Origin of the sequence: Dokdonia sp. 4H-3-7-5 (assembly GCF_000212355.1) — a bacterium.
In the GTDB taxonomy this organism is placed as follows: domain Bacteria; phylum Bacteroidota; class Bacteroidia; order Flavobacteriales; family Flavobacteriaceae; genus Dokdonia.
On record NC_015496.1, the window covers coordinates 931,240 to 949,886 of the forward strand.

Annotated in this window: 16 protein-coding genes; 5 read left to right on the forward strand and 11 right to left on the reverse strand. The window is 37.5% G+C overall.

The annotated features are described in order from the left end of the window. Positions 1–44 precede the first annotated feature (44 nt). Together KRODI_RS04095 and der are read right to left on the reverse strand one after the other, a co-directional pair. Positions 45–2,825 carry an outer membrane beta-barrel protein gene (locus tag KRODI_RS04095; protein ID WP_013750308.1) on the reverse strand — a complete coding sequence of 927 codons (2,781 nt, stop codon included), beginning with the start codon at positions 2,823–2,825 and terminating at the stop codon, positions 45–47. 431 nt (positions 2,826–3,256) lie between these two features. Continuing rightward, positions 3,257–4,564 (reverse strand): ribosome biogenesis GTPase Der, encoded by a 1,308-nt coding sequence (gene der / locus KRODI_RS04105; protein WP_013750310.1) that lies wholly within the window; start codon positions 4,562–4,564, stop codon positions 3,257–3,259. A gap of 164 nt (positions 4,565–4,728) precedes the next feature. On the opposite strand from der, the gene KRODI_RS04110 reads away from it, so the two are divergent. Next, positions 4,729–5,358: a LysE family transporter gene (locus tag KRODI_RS04110; RefSeq protein ID WP_013750311.1), complete on the forward strand. Its 630-nt coding sequence runs from the start codon at positions 4,729–4,731 to the stop codon at positions 5,356–5,358. A gap of 51 nt (positions 5,359–5,409) precedes the next feature. Further along, entirely contained in the window at positions 5,410–6,024 is a 615-nt protein-coding gene (locus tag KRODI_RS04115) for a LysE family translocator (protein ID WP_013750312.1), read from the forward strand. On the opposite strand, the gene KRODI_RS04120 is transcribed toward KRODI_RS04115, so the two are convergent. Then, positions 6,021–6,818 carry a DUF2797 domain-containing protein gene (locus KRODI_RS04120; RefSeq protein ID WP_013750313.1) on the reverse strand — a complete coding sequence of 266 codons (798 nt, stop codon included), beginning with the start codon at positions 6,816–6,818 and terminating at the stop codon, positions 6,021–6,023. The genes KRODI_RS04115 and KRODI_RS04120 overlap by 4 nt on opposite strands. A 101-nt stretch (positions 6,819–6,919) precedes the next feature. Between KRODI_RS04120 and KRODI_RS04125 the strand changes: the two genes are divergently transcribed. Then, on the forward strand, positions 6,920–8,431 hold the full coding sequence (locus tag KRODI_RS04125; protein WP_013750314.1) for a GH3 auxin-responsive promoter family protein: 1,512 nt from the start codon (positions 6,920–6,922) through the stop codon (positions 8,429–8,431). A 193-nt stretch (positions 8,432–8,624) separates the two neighbouring features. On the opposite strand, the gene clpX is transcribed toward KRODI_RS04125, so the two are convergent. From clpX to KRODI_RS04165, 8 genes are all read right to left on the reverse strand, one after another. Then, positions 8,625–9,857: an ATP-dependent Clp protease ATP-binding subunit ClpX gene (clpX, locus tag KRODI_RS04130; RefSeq protein WP_013750315.1), complete on the reverse strand. Its 1,233-nt coding sequence runs from the start codon at positions 9,855–9,857 to the stop codon at positions 8,625–8,627. A gap of 51 nt (positions 9,858–9,908) precedes the next feature. After that, on the reverse strand, positions 9,909–10,583 hold the full coding sequence (gene clpP / locus KRODI_RS04135) for an ATP-dependent Clp endopeptidase proteolytic subunit ClpP (RefSeq protein WP_013750316.1): 675 nt from the start codon (positions 10,581–10,583) through the stop codon (positions 9,909–9,911). A gap of 87 nt (positions 10,584–10,670) precedes the next feature. Then, positions 10,671–11,993: a trigger factor gene (tig, locus tag KRODI_RS04140; protein WP_013750317.1), complete on the reverse strand. Its 1,323-nt coding sequence runs from the start codon at positions 11,991–11,993 to the stop codon at positions 10,671–10,673. Positions 11,994–12,064: 71 nt separating this feature from the next. Beyond that, positions 12,065–12,415, reverse strand: a complete 351-nt coding sequence (locus tag KRODI_RS04145) for a phage holin family protein (protein WP_013750318.1) — start codon at positions 12,413–12,415, stop codon at positions 12,065–12,067. Positions 12,416–12,518: 103 nt separating this feature from the next. Continuing rightward, positions 12,519–14,105 (reverse strand): SGNH/GDSL hydrolase family protein, encoded by a 1,587-nt coding sequence (locus tag KRODI_RS04150; RefSeq protein WP_013750319.1) that lies wholly within the window; start codon positions 14,103–14,105, stop codon positions 12,519–12,521. 11 nt (positions 14,106–14,116) lie between these two features. Continuing rightward, positions 14,117–15,388: an OmpP1/FadL family transporter gene (locus tag KRODI_RS04155; protein WP_013750320.1), complete on the reverse strand. Its 1,272-nt coding sequence runs from the start codon at positions 15,386–15,388 to the stop codon at positions 14,117–14,119. A gap of 128 nt (positions 15,389–15,516) precedes the next feature. Then, positions 15,517–16,281 (reverse strand): alpha/beta fold hydrolase, encoded by a 765-nt coding sequence (locus tag KRODI_RS04160; protein ID WP_013750321.1) that lies wholly within the window; start codon positions 16,279–16,281, stop codon positions 15,517–15,519. Positions 16,282–16,284: 3 nt separating this feature from the next. Continuing rightward, positions 16,285–16,998 (reverse strand): pyridoxine 5'-phosphate synthase, encoded by a 714-nt coding sequence (locus tag KRODI_RS04165; RefSeq protein WP_013750322.1) that lies wholly within the window; start codon positions 16,996–16,998, stop codon positions 16,285–16,287. 78 nt (positions 16,999–17,076) lie between these two features. Here KRODI_RS04165 and KRODI_RS04170 point away from each other — a divergent pair, with 78 nt between their 5' ends. Further along, positions 17,077–17,733, forward strand: a complete 657-nt coding sequence (locus tag KRODI_RS04170; RefSeq protein ID WP_013750323.1) for a CBS domain-containing protein — start codon at positions 17,077–17,079, stop codon at positions 17,731–17,733. Between the two features lie 6 nt (positions 17,734–17,739). Next, complete coding sequence (locus KRODI_RS04175) at positions 17,740–18,624, forward strand: NAD kinase (RefSeq protein WP_013750324.1); 885 nt, start codon at positions 17,740–17,742, stop codon at positions 18,622–18,624. The last annotated feature ends 23 nt before the right edge of the window (positions 18,625–18,647 follow it).

Below are 18,647 nucleotides of genomic sequence, written 5' to 3' on the forward strand. Positions count from 1 at the left end.
ATTAAGAAATAAGTGTTTTGTTGAGGTACGCTTTCGCGAAAGCGTTAAAAGAAGAATACCCCACCATCATTTGTTTCTCCTTTTTTTCCTAGCGTATTGAACTTCCAACTTAGGCTAAGCATAAAGTATTGCTCTAATACGGTGCTCTGTACATCTTGTATAAAGTTTGCATTTGCAGTACGCCTTGCGTTTGTATTTTGATCTAGTACATCATACACTTTCAAGGTTGCGGTAGCGCGCTCTTTGGCAAATGAATAAGCAAGTGTCGAGTTCCAAAACACTGCACTTCGCTGAAAATCTGATGCAATGTTTGGGTTGTAATTATAGTTAATATCATTGCGCCATTCCCAATTTTTGGGAACAAACAAAGCCGTTCCCAATGAAACATTATGAGATATGAAATCTTGATCTTCAAATGCGTCTAGACCAAATTGAGTTTTTGAAATCGAGATGTTATAACTAGGCCTAACCTCAAATAACTTTTTCCATGTGTATGTAAAATTTATACGTGGCGTAAGTGATCTCGTTTTACTAGCATATTGCACTTCGTTATTAAAGTTTACGTTACGTCCAAAGTTCGTGTAAATACCTCCGCCATATTTTATACTACGTAAGGAATCTATTTTTACATTCTTATTATAACCTCCTCCTGCTCCTACGCTATAATTACCATTTACGTTTACATAAGTAGTGCGACTTACTAGGTTATTATCTATGGTCGTTTTACGCACAATAGCATCGTTTGTAAACCTTCCATTTCCATTGAGATACCACCCTCCTCCTTTTTGGAAATCATAATTATTAAATCCTCCATAAAAATTGTAATCATTTGATGGAGCAAGGTTAGGATTACCTTCCACAATATTAAGTGGGTCTGACACATCTACAAATGGATTGAGCTGCGTGACTTCTGGAGGTCTGTTGCTCTTACCTAAACTTGCATACATAGATGCTTTAGGGCTAAACCTGTAATTTACGTACGTATCAAGTTCTAAAGCTTCAAAATTTTGTTTGATATCTAGTTCTGGGCGCAAGTTGTCGTTATTCTCTAAGGTGCGAAAAACGTATCCTGCACTTACGTTTACATTTAGTTTCTCATTGTCGTAATTAAGTCCGAGCTTAGGCGTTGTGCGCGAATTACGACCTTCAAAGTCTGTACTTAATTCTTGATTGAGAATAGCATATTGCTGTGTTACCTCATCAAAGTCAAAGGTGCTTCGCTTGCGCTTTCTACTATCGCTACGGTGACCAAAATCTACATCAAGGAATAACTTTTTGGCAACTAAAGGAACTCTATATGTGAGGTTGAGATTATAACCGTCAAGTTTAGTTTCTCCATCTGTAAACTGATTACGATTAATTACTGACGGGTTATCGCCAAATATCTCTGTGTTTGACACTATAAAGTCTTCACTCTCTTGTCTATTGATTTCGTTTTGTACACGTGCTCTCACATAAGCTCCTTTGTCTCCCCATTTCTTGGTAACACTTAAGGTGTTTTCAAAATTCTTCCCCTCGTCTGTTACAAAGTTGTTTGTTGCCGACTCATTGATTCTCTCACCGTCTTCATTAAGTGACTCCTCTGTACGGCGGAAGCGCGTCTCACTATTTGCAAAAGAGAATTTGGGCTTGATATTAATGAGTAGTGTAGAATCCTTTTTAATATTGATAGTGGTATTAATACTATGGTTATCTGAGTTTGAGTCATTACGAGAATCACTGTTTGTAAAAAACCGTCTGTCTGGTAAAATATTCTCCCGCTCTACACGAGTCTCATCAAAAGAGTTTGCAGCCGAGTAGAAATAATCCATATTGGCATCAAATCCTTTTGCATACTCATCTGTATAATTTGCTCCTACACTGCGGCTATTTACAATTCCTTGTCCACCTCCAAAGCTCCTTCCGTCAATACCAAAGCTTCCGTTGCCATTAAAGTAAACGCTTCTTCCTCCTCCAAACATTTTTCTTATCTCTCCAAAACTAAACCCAGCTGAGTTGATATTGTTACCACCAGCAAGCACGCTGATGCGTCGCTCGTTATCAAAAGCATTTACAATACCTGCATATTCAAAACGATTATCTGTCCCACCACCAGCAGCCACTCTACCAAAGACTCCTTTATTTTTTTCTTCTGAGATAGTGAGATTGATAGTCTTACTCTCTTGATCACCATCTTCGCCTGCAAAAGCCTCATCGTCTGTCTTAGTATCTACTACTTGTATTTTCTCTACGATTTCTTTAGTGAGGTTGCGCGTAGCAATCGTAGGGTCATCGCCAAAGAACGGCTTACCATTAACTAGAATTTTATTTACTTCCTTACCATTTACTAAAATCTTGCCGCTTTCATCTACCTCAACGCCTGGCAGCTCCTTAAGCAAGTCCTCAATATTTGCATCTTTCTTAGTTTTAAAAGAAGAAACATTAAACTCTAACGTGTCTTTTTTTACGGTTACCGGAGCTCTACTTTTTACAATAACTTCGCCCAAGGTGTTTGTAGAAGGTGCTACCTCTATATCTCCAAGCACAATATCACCCGTACTTAAATCTACATTTTTTGTAAAGTTCTCATAACCCAGAAAGGAGATATTTACACGTGCATCTTTCTCTTGTGCGCGACCTTCTAGTTGAAAAAACCCCTCTTGGTTTGTAATCGTATACGTAATGAGTGTACTGTCTTTTACGGTCTCTAAAAATACCGTTGCTGCTTCCAGCGTTTGTTTTGAATCCTTGTCTTTAAGAGTTCCAGTAATTGAAAAGTTTTGCGCCTGCATAGCTACAGATAAGAATAGCCCTATCGCAAGGAGTACTAGTTGATTAATTCGCATTATAAACAGCTGATTGATTGATGTCTATCAAATAAACAATGATTACTTCCAAATGCTATGCTTCTAGTGGGATTTTAATAAAAATTTAACACGCTCTTCTCTTGGAATCTTAAACACATAACAGATTATTAACTCATACAAGAATAAGAGTGATGTAAGTTTACATCACTAACCCTTAAACCAATTATCATGAATAAAATCATTAAAGGACTTATTGCCGCATATGGCGCAAAAAAACTAGGTGGTGGATGCATAAGCACCATCATCATCTTTTTTATTATTTTTTGGCTTCTAGGGTTACTTGGCTAACATTCGGGAGATGTATTACAGGCTGCAAATAGCCATTAGGAAACTATTATAAATAACAAAAGCTATCAGATGTCTGATAGCTTTTTGTTTTATGTTTCGTTTTCACGAAAGTGTACTTTTAATTATTTTTTTCTAAAATAGATAGAAATAGGCACTCCTGAGAAGTCGTAAGCTGCACGAAGTTTATTTTCTAAGAATCTTCTATACCCTTCTTTAAGATACTGTGGCAAGTTACAGAACAACGCAAATTGAGGTTGTGGTGTAGGAAGTTGCATACAGTACTTAATCTTCACATATTTACCCTTAATTGCTGGTGGCGGGAAGGCTTCTACTAGCGGCAAGAAGAACTCATTGAGTTCACTTGTTTTAATACGCTTCGTTTTGCTTTCATATACCTTTACCGCAGTTTCAATTGCTTTAAAGATGCGTTGTTTCTCCAGTACAGAAATAAATACAATAGGTACATCTGTAAAAGGCTCTATCTGTTGTCTGATGTGCTTTTCAAAATTCTTCATAGTGTTGGTCTCCTTTTCTACAAGGTCCCACTTATTTACAAGAATCACGATTCCTTTTCTATTACGCTCTGCTAGCCAAAATATATTTTGAACCTGACCATCAAAACCTCTTGTTGCATCTACTACTAGTAAAATCACATCTGCGTGCTCAATAGCTCTTACAGATCTCATTACTGAGTAAAACTCAAGATCTTCTTTTACTTTTGCCTTACGGCGTATTCCTGCCGTATCGACAAGGTTAAACTCAAATCCAAAGCGATTGTACTTTGTATCCATTGCGTCACGAGTAGTACCAGCGATATCTGTTACAATATATCTGTCCTCACCTATCAGTGCATTAATAAAAGATGATTTTCCTGCGTTAGGACGACCTACTACAGCAAATCTTGGTAATTCATCTTTTTCCTCCTCTTCTACTTGCTCTGGAAGAGCTTCAACAACAGCATCGAGAAGATCTCCAGTCCCACTACCATTTGTAGCGGCAATGGTATAATAATCACCTAGTCCTAAGTTATAAAACTCAACAGCATCTGCTGCTCTTTTATTATTATCTACTTTATTTACAGCAAGGAAAATAGGTTTTTTTGATCTGCGAAGTAGTTTTGCAACCTCTTCATCCATACCCGTTACACCGTGCTCTACATCTACCATAAAAATAATAGCATCTGCCTCATCTATCGCAAGTTCTACTTGCTTATCAATTTCGGCTTCAAAAACGTCATCACTTCCTACTACATATCCTCCTGTGTCAATAACGGTAAACTCGCGACCGTTCCAGTCTGTTTTTCCGTAATGACGATCACGCGTCACTCCACTTACGGCATCTACAATCGCCTCACGACGTTGCACTAGACGATTAAAAAAAGTAGACTTCCCTACATTAGGGCGTCCTACGATAGCTACTATGGTACTCATTGTAAATTTTTTAGGTGTGCAAAGATAGCGTTAATCTACAGTCTTATGCATTTAAATGATTGTTCTCTTTATACCAACATTTTGGAAAGTAAATTTCTTAAATACTAAGGATATGATAAACTCTTGTCAATACATATGGATATAACGTAGCTTTGCTATCTGCTATGATCATTATCGCATACATACTTACACTTTCTATAGGACTTATAGGAGCCATAATTGCCACGCTACCACCTAGCGCGACTAATCTTGCTGTTGTAAAATACACAAGTGATAAAAATCTCACTAAAGGACTCCACCTAGCATATGGAGCTGCGCTAGGAGAGATCATAATCGCTGGACTAGCGCTTGCTTTTGGCGTGCTTGCGAAGAGAATATTTGAAAAATACGAGTGGATACAGATTACTTTTATCGTTATCATGATAGCTGTAGGGGTCTATTTTCTTATTAAAAAGAATACAGATAATGATAATGACTCATCTAGTAGGCCTAAACGATTTATCAATGGTCTTTTATTAGGCGGACTGAACATCCCGATGTTTATTTACTGGACTGCTATATTTTCTATAAGTTCTAGGTATGTTATTTTAGATAAAAACTCCCCATGGCTACTCATCATATTTTTCTTAGTCGGGGTTTTTGCTGGTAAATTTGGACTGCTTTATCTCTACGGTAAAGCTAGCGAGTATATGACTTCAAATTTTTCAAAGTTCAAGGGAACGCTCAATAAAATTATAGGTGTTGTTCTTATTGTTGCCGGAGCAATCCAAGCCATCAAACTCATAATCGATTAAAATTTTAATTATTAAAAGTAAGCTTTCTCAAAAGTGTACCACTAAGTGCTTATGATTCTTACAGCATTACTTCTGGGCATTATGACTACCATTTTGGGAGCACTTCCTCCTGGCGCATCAAATCTTGCTGTAATAAAAACCTCTCTAAATGAATCTCACAGAGAGTCATTAAAAATAAGTTATGGTGCTGGACTAGGAGAAGTATTACTAGCCTTTATAGCATTTTCCTTTGGCATGATTGTACAAGATTTTTTTGAGATGAATCTTTGGGTACAATATGTAGTTGCTGCAGTTCTTGCAACTGTTGGGCTTTACTTTGCTCTTAATAAGAAAGAAAGCACAAGGCCAGAAAGAAAAAAATCATCTAAGTATCTTCTAGGATTTACTCTTAGTGTTATCAATCCACCTGTTCTTATTTATTGGATTTTAGTGTTCTCTCTACTAGGCAGGTGGTTATCAAGTAATGAATCACACTCAGCTTTATGCATCACATTATTCCTTAGTGGTGTTTTTATAGGAAAGGTTGTGACACTATACGGTTATAGTAGATTTGGCACTCATATAAAAAAAAAGCAACATTCATCAGGAAGTAATATTAATCGCTACATAGGTATTACGCTCATAATATTGGCCTGTATGCAAGTCATTAAACTCACTGTTACTTAAGAAAGTACTTCTAAGCGTATTACATATCCTTCCCAGCTACGCACATTAAATACGGTATCATCTTCAAAAATGAGATACTGTCCTTTAATCCCTTTTAGAACACCTTCATAAGCCGGAGTTTTATCAAGATTAAGAGTTTTTAATTTTTCTGGATATTTATCTACCGGAAAGTGAATGTGAGTTTCTTCATTGCTAGCTATAAAATACTGCTGTGCCTCTTCTGGTATATATTTTTTAAGCGCATCCCTATACTCTGTGAGACTTAAGTCTTCTATATCATTTTTGAGCATCTTGCGCCAGTTAGTCTTATCTGAAACATGCTCTTTTAGTGCTAGTTCTGTTATACCCGCCAGGTATCTATTAGGCACTTCAACAATCTCTACTGCTTCATGAGCACCTTGATCTATCCACCTTGTAGGAACTTGGGTCTTACGAGTCACTCCTACCTTTACATTACTTGAGTTTGCTAGATATACAATATGTGGTTGTAGCTGCACCTTTTTCTCATATTCTAGATCTCTCTCTTCTTCGTCTAAATGGGCTTTAGAAAGCTCAGGCTTCATGATCCAATCGGCAGCTTGTGGGACTTTATAAAAGTCATCATAGCAATACCCTTGACGGAAAATCTTTTTATTTTCGCCACAAGCCAGGCATTCGTATTTTACAAATTCCATATGCAACCTTTTTCCTAAGAGTTGATTCATTTGTATGAAGTCACCATCCATTACTAAATAGTAATTTATAGGATCTGTGTGCTCCGTTTGCATTTTTCTAAGGACACCTTGGTATTGCATTTAAGAAAACTTTGATTACAAAATGTGGGGAAATAAGGTTAAATTAGCTTTCGCGAAAGTAATAACCTATCCCGTTATATACGTGTAAATATACCAACTTTATGGCTATCCCTTTAGTGCATTCCATTGCTTCTTGGTTCTTAAAAAAACGCATTCACCAGATGGAACTTTTTATGAAGTACCCCTCTGAGGTTCAAGAAGAATTGCGCACTAAACTCATAGAGAAAGCAAAAGATACCGAGATAGGCAGGGCTTATGACTTTAAATCAATCAAGTCATATCGTGAGTTTGCAGATCGCATTCCAGTAACCTCATATGAGGAAAATCAAGAATATATAGAGCGAAGCCGTAAAGGTGAGACAAACATAATGTGGCCTACACCTATAAAATGGTTTGCACAAAGTAGTGGTACTACAAATGCTCGCAGCAAGTACATTCCTGTAAGCCCAGAATCACTTGAAAACTGCCACTATGCAGCAAGTAAGGATTTGCTGTGCATGTACCTCAATAATAATGAGGGGTCACAATTATTTTCTGGCAAAGGACTAAGGCTAGGCGGCAGCAAGCAGTTGTACCAGGATAATGGAACTGTGTATGGTGATCTTTCGGCTATATTAATTGATAATATGCCTTTCTGGGCAGAGTTCAGCAGTACACCAACTAACGGGGTTTCCCTGCTAAGTGATTGGGAAACCAAGATGCAAGCCATTGTAGACGAGACTATCCAGCAGGATGTAACTAGCCTGTCTGGAGTACCTTCATGGATGCTTGTTTTGTTAAATAATGTTCTTGAGACTACGGGCAGATCAAATTTACTTGAAGTGTGGCCTAACCTTGAGGTGTACTTTCATGGAGGCGTAAGTTTTGACCCTTACATGGAGCAATACCAAAAGTTGATCCCGTCTAATTCATTTAAATATTACGAGATTTACAATGCCTCAGAAGGATTTTTTGCCATACAAGGTCAGAATGACTCTAAGGAATTATTGCTCATGCTCGATTATGGTATTTTTTATGAATTTATACCTATGACTACCTATGGAACTCCTGGGCAAAACGTGATACCGCTTACAGAGGTAGAAGTAGGAGTAAATTATGCGATTGTTATCACTACAAATGCAGGGTTGTGGAGGTATAAAATAGGCGACACCGTAAGATTTACAAGCACCAGCCCATATAGAATTAAAGTTACGGGGAGAACAAAACATCACATCAACGTTTTTGGAGAAGAGCTTATAATTGAGAATGCAGAAGAAGCACTCAAGAGAGCGACAAGCGAGACAGGTGCCGAAATAAAAGACTATACCGCCGCACCTATATTCATGGAAGGAAAGGAAAAAGGTGCTCACGAGTGGATTATAGAATTTAAGAATCCGCCAGATGATATCGCACTTTTTAATCACAAACTAGACCTTGCACTTCAAGAAGTAAACAGTGATTATCAAGCAAAGCGTTTTAATAACACCACCTTAAACGCGCCCACTATCCACAGCGCGAGAGAAAATCTATTTTATGACTGGCTCAGAGAAAACAACAAACTTGGAGGACAGCATAAAGTACCTAGATTATCAAATAAGAGAGATTTTGTAGAAGCACTGCTTGAACTTGCATAATATCAATCAAGTTTTAAAAAAGATCTCACACAATAAACTTCATCACTAACCGAAATCGTTGGTTTTTTTACGCTTTCGCGAAAGCGTACTCACCACAATACATTCTGTTTCTAAAACCTAAAATGCTCACTCAAAACCATAAAAAAAGGCACTCACAAGAGTACCTTTTTAATCTATTTATCTGACCTCATTATTATGAAGCTGCTTTCAATTTTTTGAGCGTAGATTTATTCAATTTACCCTCTGCGTACGTCTTAGTCACATTCAGCGATTTCTCGTCAGAACTAGGAAGATCAAACATAGCGTCTGTAAGGATAGCCTCGCATAAACTACGCAATCCTCTTGCGCCAAGTTTGTACTCAATAGCTTTACCTACCATATAATCCAAAGCTTCATCTGTAATGGTAAGCTCAATATCATCCATACTAAAAAGCTTTTTATATTGCTTTATTATAGCATTTTTAGGCTCTGTAAGGATAGCTCTTAGCGTTCCAGCATCTAATGGGTCCATGTGTGTCAATACTGGCAGACGACCTATGATTTCTGGTATAAGACCAAAATCTTTAAGATCCTTAGGAATAATATATTTAAGCATATTATCCTTCTCTACTACATCTTCACTTTTACTAGCCACAAACCCCATTGCTTGCATATTTAAACGCTTAGAAATGTGGCGTTCAATACCATCAAAGGCTCCTCCAGCGATAAATAAGATATTCTCTGTATCTACCTCAATAAACTTTTGATCTGGATGCTTACGTCCTCCCTTAGGCGGCACGTTTACTACGGTACCTTCTAATAGTTTTAATAACGCTTGTTGCACACCTTCTCCACTCACATCACGAGTAATAGATGGGTTATCACTCTTACGAGCAATTTTATCTATCTCATCTATAAAAACGATTCCCCTCTGTGCTTTTTCAAGATTATAGTCAGCTGCTTGTAAAAGACGTGTTAGTATACTTTCAACATCCTCACCTACATAACCTGCTTCTGTAAGCACTGTAGCATCTACAATAGCAAGAGGCACATTAAGCATACGAGCGATTGTCTTTGCGATAAGTGTTTTACCAGTTCCTGTTTGTCCCACCATCACGATGTTACTCTTTTGGATCTCTATATCATCATCTGTCGCAGGCTGTAATAATCGTTTGTAGTGATTGTATACCGCTACAGACATTACTCTTTTTGTAAATTCTTGACCTATAACGTACCCATCAAGAAACTCTTTAATTTCTTGTGGCTTTCTTAACTTAAGCTCTCCTTCAAGATCATTTGTAGCAACATCCTTAGACTCTTCTATCACAATACCATGTGCTTGCTCGATACATCTATCACAGATGTGCGCGTCAAGCCCAGCAATTAGTAAGCTAGTCTCCGGTTTTTTTCTACCACAAAATGAACATTCTAAATCTTCCTTTGCCATTTTATTTACTGTTTTGAGATATTATACGCTTTCGCGAAAGCATAAACCTCATTAGTCTCTCTTCAATATTTCATCTATCATACCATACTCAAGCGCTTTATCTGCTTTCATCCAGTAATCACGATCACTATCGTTATATACCTTATCGTAATCCTGACCAGAATGCTTTGCGATAATATCGTAAAGTTCCTTTTTAAGTGTCAAGATTTCCTTTGCAGTAATCTCGATATCTGATGCTTGACCTTGTGCTCCACCCATAGGCTGGTGAATCATCACACGGCTATGTGGTAAACCACTACGCTTACCTTTTGCTCCTGCACAAAGTAATACAGCTCCCATAGATGCTGCCATACCTGTACAGATGGTAGCAACGTCTGGCTTAATAAACTGCATCGTATCATAAATACCTAGACCAGCATACACACTTCCTCCTGGAGAGTTGATGTAAATCTGGATATCCTTATTTGCATCTGTACTTTCTAAAAATAGTAACTGTGCCTGTACAATATTTGCAACCTGATCATTAATTCCTGTTCCCAAGAAAATGATGCGATCCATCATTAAACGAGAAAATACATCAAAGATAGCGATGTTCATCTGGCGCTCTTCAATGATATTAGGAGTAAGGCCCTGTGGCAACATACTCGTAATAATTTTATCGTAATAATTAGAGTTTACACCCTGATCTTTGATTGCAAAATCTTTAAATTCTTTTCCGTAATCCATATTTTTATAGCAATATATATTTTAAAAAAAAGCGTTTTACCTATACAAGTAAAACGCTTTAAAGATACTTATTATCTAGGAAGTATTCTAATTGTAAACTTCCTTAACAAATTCGTCAAAGGTTACTTCCTTCTCCTTAAGTTTTACATTTTCTTTAAAGAACGTAAGCATTTTCACATTCATAAGCTGCTCAGATAAACGCTTTACCTCTTCTTGATTACCAAGGATACGTGCTGCGATATCTTCTAGCTCCTTATCTTCAGGGTTCATCTGACCGTATTGCATCATCTGCGATTTGATCATATCTTTTGCGTAATCTTTTAATTCTTCAAAAGTTACTTGAAGTTTATTATCTGTTACTACTTTCCCTTCTATAAGTTGCCATCTTAGGCCTTTTTCAGAACGAGTAAACTCTTCTTTTGCCTCCTCCTCTGTCATAGGCTTCTCACCACTAGACTGTATCCATCTAGCAAGGAATTCTGAAGGAAGATCAAACTTAGTTTCATCTATAAGACGCTCAGTAACGTCATTCATAAGTTGTTGATCGCTCTGCTGTACAAACTGGCGCTCTCCATCTTCTTTAATCTTTTCTTTAAGCTCTGTTGTACTTTTTACAACATCCTTACCAAATAACTTATCAAATAACTCTTGATCAAGGTCTGCTTGCTCACGCTTGTTTGTTTCGGTTAGTGTAAAAGTAAGTTCTGCATTCATTTCTTTTGCTTGATCTTCAGAGATCTTTAAAGCCGCTTGGTAGGTTCCAGGCTCAGAAAATAAACTTTTAGTTTTTAATGTAATTACATCACCAGGTTTTGCCCCTACTAATGCATCTACATTCTTCTTTCCTTTTACTTGCTCTATTTCAAAAGTCGCTTGGTTATCAATTCCTGCTTCTTCGTTTACAAAAGTACCAGTGATTTCACTATTCTTTGCAACTTCAGTTTGAGAAACTAGCGTACCATATTGCTTTCTTATAGTAGTGACTTGGCTATCCACCATCTTGTCATCTACTTTGATTTTATAACTTGTAACGGCTTTCTTTGGCGTAAGATTTACATCAAACTTAGGAGCCATTCCTAATTCAAATTCAAAATTATAATCATCTGTATCCCAATTAAAACCTTCTTGGTTTTTAGGAAGTGGATTACCTAACACATCTAGCTTTTCTTCCTGTAAAAACTTACCTAAAGCTTCTTGAAGTATTTTATTTACCTCATCAACTCTTACAGCTGTTCCGTACTGCTTTTTAATCATTCCCATAGGGACATGACCTTTTCTAAAACCAGGAATATTTGCCGTTTTACGGTAGTTTTTAAGGATAGACTCTACTTTCTCGTTATAATCTTCTTTAACGATTTCTACCTTTACTACTGCGTTCAGGTCGTCTATTTGCTCTTTTGTAATATTCATTATGATGTAATTTTGAGGGCGCAAAAATACAATATTTTTACGAGTACAACAATCTTTTAAGATGTGCTTAACTAGCTCTTGCTGTCGTCTTTAATAAGTGAAAACAATATACTTTGAAAAATACTAAGTAAGATACTAAAGAGTAATGCCACCCAAATACCACTCACCGAAAAGCCTCCTATAAAGTAATCTGCTATCAATATTATGAAAGCATTGATGATAAAAAGGAACAAACCAAAGGTCAAAATCGTTACCGGAAGCGTCAGTATAACAAGTATAGGTCTAACGATAAATTTAAGTAATGCTAATATTATAGCGACAATAATTGCCGTCACAAAACCATCTAAAGCAACACCTGGAAGCAGCTTTGAAAGCATCACTACCGCCACAGCTGTTAGTAAAATTTTGATTATAGATTTCATAAGATTGAATTTTAAGGGTTACGCTTTCGCGAAAGCGTAAATTTACACATAAAAAAAGCGCCTTTAATAAAGGCGCTTTTTAGATATTTTAATTAAACCGATTTTAGTTTACATCATTACTTATCGTTACCGAAGCATAGCCTCCTATATCTACTCCTGGAATCGTTGATCCATAAGTACTATTAATCGCATTAATAACCGCATTTGCAGTAAATGCATAACCTCTAGGCGTTGGATGTACTCCATCTAAAGAGAACGCTCCTCCTGTCACAAATTGTGAAGAAAGAATACCTCCACTAAAAGCCACACCACCATTTGCTACATTTTGTAGCGCAGTTCTAGCATCTACGTAAGCAAGTCCATTAGCATCTGCTAGGGCTTGGATTGTTGCATTGTATTGTGTTTGTGCCGCAGTTACCAGTGCTTGCTCTTGCGTAGTAAGCACAAATTGATCTTGTAATGGTCTAGACACACCGTTTATTGCTAATAATCCAGCTTGTTCTACAGGAACACCTTGAGAAACTAAAAATCCTACATAAGCCTCATCTATAGTTCCTAAAACTCCAGCAGTCGTAAGCGGGACTAAGTCATCATTTGTAGTCTGACGTAACTGAGATAATAAAGCAGCTGTAATAGGATCTAAGTTAAAAGGTGCTCCTTGGACCATAGTTGAAATATCAGTCAAATCTTCATCCTGAATAGTGATAAAGTTTGATCCAGCACTAAAGTTAATTTGACGAGCAGCAGCTTCTTCTGCTGTAATAACCCCAAAAGAAGCAAGTCCTGGCAATACTTGCGTGTTATAAGCTGCAAAACTAGCATTAAGTGTTGCTGCGGTTTCTTCATCTAGCGGTATTGCCTGTGACGGAACCGTAGTAAAGAAAGGAATAGAAGTTACATCTGGAATGTTTACTAATGCCCCCTTTGCTCCCGTACTTGTAAGTGCCGCTACTTCTTGAGCATATACACCTGCAAATAATGTAGGATCTGTAATATCGTTAGGACCATAAGTGGTCGCATCAGGGTTTCCTGTTTGATCTGCACCTGCTCCGCCTGATGTTGCAAAACCTAAGATATCATTGTTACCTATCCATAAAGAAAAGAATGTTGGGTTTGCTGCAAGGGCTTCTGCCATTACAGTCGTGTTTGCTGAACTAGCAAAACGAGCAAAATAAGGGTTTGCTTGACCTGTAGCTACACCAGCAACATTACCGTAACCTGGTGCTACAAGGTGAAAGCTTTTTGCTCCTGGTACACCTACGTTATTAAATGGTCCCGCAACAATGTTTGAAACCTCTGTAGTAGGAGTTCCCGCAAGACGTGCAGGTCCTGGGTTGCCATCTGCGTCTGTAGCAAGTACAAAACGATTTTCTGTAATTTGCATACCTCCTAAAGTAAGTCCACCAAGGTTATCGCTTACTAGTGGTTGAGAGAAACTACCTCCTCCTGCAAGCGCAAACTGTTGCGCCATAATGTTAGGATAAGAGTTTTCTTGACCTGTGATGTACAAAGCTCCATCTGCAAAACCTGCAGTAAGAGAGTTTCCTACAGAAACGTAGCTTGAGAAATCTGCACTACCACTAGTGTAAAAATCCTGATTCTCTGTAATATCGTTGTCAAATTCTGGCTCACAAGCAACTAATCCAAGTGCGAGTGCCGGAAGTGCTATATAATTGAAATATTTTTTCATCAATGCTATTTTTATAATTTATAACTAAGACCTAAACCTGGTGCAAATGCACTTGATTTATAAGTTCCTCCAAAAGGAACACGCTCTCCACCTTCTACATAAGAATCGTAAGAAGCATCAATTTCCTTAAATGTTAAGTAAAGGAAAGAAGCGTCAATTGCTAACTTATCTGTTACATTATAAGTAAATCCTCCTGTAAATCCGTAAGAATCGTTACGTGGAGTTTCTGGAGCAAAGAAACCATCTTGTACTGGAGACTCATCGAAGTAAGCACCTCCACGAAGAACAAATTTAGAACTCACATCAAACTGAGCACCTAGACGGTAACTTGAAGCATTCTTATAATTACGAGGGTTTATAGACTCTAAAGCAAGAGAGCCGTCTGTGTTAAGGAACATAATGTCTAATGCTTCATAAGCATCCCACTCTGCGTAGTTCCAGTCAAAGTTAAGTGTCCACTTATCTGATGGCTTGTAAGAAACTCCTACTGTCCACTCAGCTGGTAAAGGTAATGTTGCTGTAAAATCATAAGTTCCATTTGCAATAGGAGCAAGCGGAGAGTTAGGCACATTTGAGAATACTGCATCACCATCTCCTTGCTCTACATCGATATCGATTCTAGACCTGTAGTTAACACCAAATGACCACTGATCATTAGGAGTAATCATAGCTCCTACAGAAAAACCAAAAGCAGTTAGACCTTGAGAATCAATCGTAACATTTGAGCGATTACCATCAATATCTGTAAGGTTACGAGTAAGATTACGATTAAAGTTTACGCCTCCAATAGCTAGGATAGGCCCTCCTCCAATACTTAAGTCTTCAAGTAATTTTACAGAAACTAAAGGCTGCACAAAAATAGCCGAGAGATCAATATTATTAACTAAATGTGATCCAGACCAATCTGTAGGATACTCTACCGTACTTCCGTAAGGGGTATATACAGCTAGACCTACTGCTAGTTTTTCACTCACGTTATAACTTGCATATAAATACAAAGGCGTTCCTGTAGGACTCTCTGTTTGTGAAGTTTGCCCAAACTCAGCGTTCTGGAACTTTACATCAGAGAATACACCAAAACCTCCTACGGCTATATTCAATTTTCCTTCTAGATGAACTAGACCTCCTGGGTTAAAGAATGCAATCTCTGCATTATTAACCATTGCCACACCAGTGTGACCCATCGCTAGACCGCGTTGTCCTTGTAAACTTACACGGTATCCACCGGCATACGTTACAGCACATACGAGTAGTAGCACAACGACACTTAATACTTTTTTCATAATTTAATTTAGGTTAAGGGAAATGTGTTATTCTTAATAATCCTCCCTCAAAAATACAGTATTTATAAGGGATTCATAGTTTTATTACCAATTTACTATGCATACATAGTAAATTTGCTGAAACAATGTTATAAAAAATTTATCACTTCTTTGTAAAAATCTTTAGGATTTTCTGCATGAAGCCAGTGACCAGCGTTTGAAATGGTAGTTAATTGCGCTTTCGCGAAAGCGTTATAAAGACCTTTTTCATCCTCGTTAAGAATATAATTAGACCTATCTCCTCTTAAAAAAAGCACCTCTCCTCCATATGAAACTCTGTCTGGAAGTGCTTTTCCTATTTGTTCTATATTTCCTATAAGCGCTTTGAGGTTCATTCTAAAACCAAGAACGCCCTTTTCTTTCCAATAAAGGTTTTTGAGCAAAAACATTCTCGTACCATCATCTGTAATATATTGCGAAAGAAAATCATCTGCTCCTGAACGACTCGTCATTGCTGGAGCATCATTTGACAAGGCAGTTAGTCCCTCAAGAATGGTCTGATGATGTTGTGGATATTGTTTTACACCTATATCTGCTATGATTAATTTCTTTACCATATTTGGATGTGTAGTGGCATAAAGCATAGCAACCTTACCTCCCATTGAGTGTCCAAGCAAATAGAATTCTTCAAGTTCATTTTCTAAACAATAAGACTTGAGGTCTTCTACCATTAATTCATAGCTAAACTCGTCACTGTGAAAACTACGACCATGATTACGCTGGTCCACAAGGTGCACTTGAAAACCATCTTCTGCAAATTGTTTTGATAGTGTTTTCCAGTTATCACCCATCCCTAGAAAGCCGTGTAATATGACGAGAGGCTCACCTTCCCCTATGATATTAGAATGCAACATGAATTATTGAAGTTTTTTAAGATAAGAAGTTATCACTGTTTCAAAACCTAGATATAAAGACTCTGCCATCAACGCATGACCTATAGAAACCTCTAGCAAGTCTGGAATGCTATTATGAAAATATTCGATATTATCTAGTGACAAATCGTGCCCAGCATTAATCCCTATTCCTATATCACTTGCATGAAAAGCGGCAGCGATAAATGGCTTTATAGCTTCTTCCTTATTAAGCACGTAACCATCTGCATAGGACTCCGTATACAACTCGATACGATCTGCACCTGTTTCTTTTGCACCCTCAACCATTTCCAATACTGGATCTACAAAAATTGAGGTTCGGATTCCTGCTTCTTTAAACTCTTGAATTACTTCTTGCAAGAAGCTTTTATGTTTAATGGTATCCCAGCCAGCATTACTCGTAATAGCATCTACAGCATCTGGAACGAGGGTAACTTGTGTAGGCTTAGTCTCGAGAACTAGGTCTATGAACTTCTGGATAGGATTACCTTCTATATTAAACTCTGTAGTAACTACATCTACAAGGTCTCTCGCATCTTGATATCTTATATGGCGCTCATCTGGACGGGGATGAATGGTTATTCCTTGAGCACCCATTTTTTCAAGGTCACTCGCTACTTTTAATAAATCTGGAACATTACCTCCCCTTGCGTTACGTAATGTAGCAACCTTATTTATGTTTACACTTAATTTTGTCATAGCAATATGGTATTATTTGATATCACAAAAATACAAAGAGACCGCTGCTAGGCGGTTATTTTTTCATTATTTTGCAGTATGACGTTAACAGATTTCATTATAAATGATATTTCTCCAGTTTCTGAAAAGCAGAATATAGGTGAAGTGCAGTCTATTTTTAGTCAAACTACTTACTCTCATGTTCCTATAGAACGAGAAGGTGTTTATGTAGGATCACTACCTGAAAATGACACACATTGTCTAGATGCAGATACTCCCATAAGTGAATATAGCCACGGATATGAGCAATTTTTTGTGCGTTATGACACAAACTGGCTAGACGTACTTGAGACTTTTGCACAACATGGTTCTAACATGATGCCAGTGCTAGACGAGAAAAACACATATTTAGGCTACTATGAGTTAGAAGATGTAATGAGCTTCTTTAACAGCACTCCTTTTATAAGTGAGCCAGGAAGCGTGGTAGTAATAGAAAAAGGCATCCAAGATTACTCTTTTAGTGAAATAAGTCAGATTGTAGAGTCTAATGATGGCAAAATCTGGGGAATGTTTATCTCTAGAATAGAAAATGACGTTGCCGAAATTTCGATAAAAATTGGTAGATCAAATTTTAATGACATTCTCGCAGCCTTTAGAAGGTATAGCTATAATGTGGTGTCTAGTCACCAAGAAGATACCTTCCTGACAGACTTAAGAGAGCGCTCTCAGTACCTAGAAAAATACCTTAATATCTAATAGATTATGAAAATTGGTATTTACGGTCAGTTTTATCATAAAGAAGCGGGACAATACATTCAGCAACTTCTTGATATTCTTGACAAAAAGCAAGTAGAAGTTATTATAGAAAAAAACTTCCTTAAACTCATACATGAGAATGACGCTATTGAAAGAGACTACAATCATTTTTCTACGTTTAAGGAGTTAGACAACAGTTACAATCTTTTTGTGAGCATAGGTGGTGATGGAACCATACTTAAGACAGTTACCTACGTAAGAGACCTTAACATCCCAATAGTAGGTATTAACACTGGGCGATTAGGTTTTCTAGCAACCATCAAGAGAAATGACATTGAAGCTTCTATTGATAAGATATTAACTGGAAAATATACCATCTCTAAAAGGAGTTTGCTGCAAATCACTACAAGTAAACTCTCAGAAGAAATAGGGGAACTTAACTTTGCACTTAACGAGATTGCGGTGAGTAGAAAAAACACTACTTCTATGATCTCGGTAAAGACTAAGCTTGATGGTGAAGACTTAACAAATTATTGGGCAGATGGACTTATTGTTGCAACTCCTACAGGCTCTACTGGATACTCGCTTAGCTGTGGAGGCCCAGTAATCACTCCGCATACCTCTAGTCTTATACTCACACCTATCGCTCCGCATAACTTAAATGCAAGACCACTAGTGATCCCAGATAACACGGTAATAGAGCTTAGCGTTTCTGGAAGAGAAGAACAACATTTGATTTCGCTTGATTCCCGCATAGCTACACTAGATAATGAGACCATTATCACTTTGGAAAAGGCGCCATTTGAAATAAGCCTCATACGATTGGAAGGAGATAGTTTTTTAAAAACACTTCGTCGCAAACTCCTTTGGGGAGAAGATAAAAGAAACTAAACAATATTTATGCGTTTAATGTG